Source organism: Actinoallomurus oryzae (assembly GCF_039541955.1).
In the GTDB taxonomy this organism is placed as follows: domain Bacteria; phylum Actinomycetota; class Actinomycetes; order Streptosporangiales; family Streptosporangiaceae; genus Actinoallomurus; species Actinoallomurus oryzae.
Map to the genome: position 1 here is coordinate 1 of NZ_BAABHF010000095.1, position 528 is coordinate 528.

Annotated in this window: 1 rRNA gene; it reads left to right on the top strand. The window is 55.3% G+C overall.

What is annotated here, in order from left to right:
• Positions 1-528: ribosomal RNA gene (locus ABEA10_RS50785) — 23S ribosomal RNA — on the top strand; the annotation flags it as partial.

A 528-nucleotide genomic window follows, 5' to 3' on the forward strand; every position in this document is an offset into this window, starting at 1 on the left:
CGATGAAGGACGTGGGAGCCTGCGATATGCCCCGGGGAGTTGGCAACCGAGCGTTGATCCGGGGGTTTCCGAATGGGGAAACCTAGCACCTGTTATGGGGTGTTGCCGCCATCTGAATGTATAGGGTGGTTGGTGGTAACGCGGGGAAGTGAAACATCTCAGTACCCGTAGGAAGAGAAAACAATAGTGATTCCCTGAGTAGTGGTGAGCGAAAGGGGATGAGGCTAAACCATGCGCGTGTGATAGCCGGCGGGTGTTGCGTGTGTGGGGTTGTGGGAGCATTCTTGTCTGGTCCGCCGACTGGGCGTGGAGTGAGAAAACAGCAGGGTAGCCGAATGATCTGGAATGGTCGACCGTAGTCGGTGATAGTCCGGTAGGTGAAATCTTGTTGTCTCCATTGGGTGTTTCCCGAGTAGCACGGGGCTCGTGGAATCTCGTGTGAATCTGCCAGGACCACCTGGTAAGCCTAAATACTTCCTGGTGACCGATAGCGGACTAGTACCGTGAGGGAAAGGTGAAAAGTGCCCC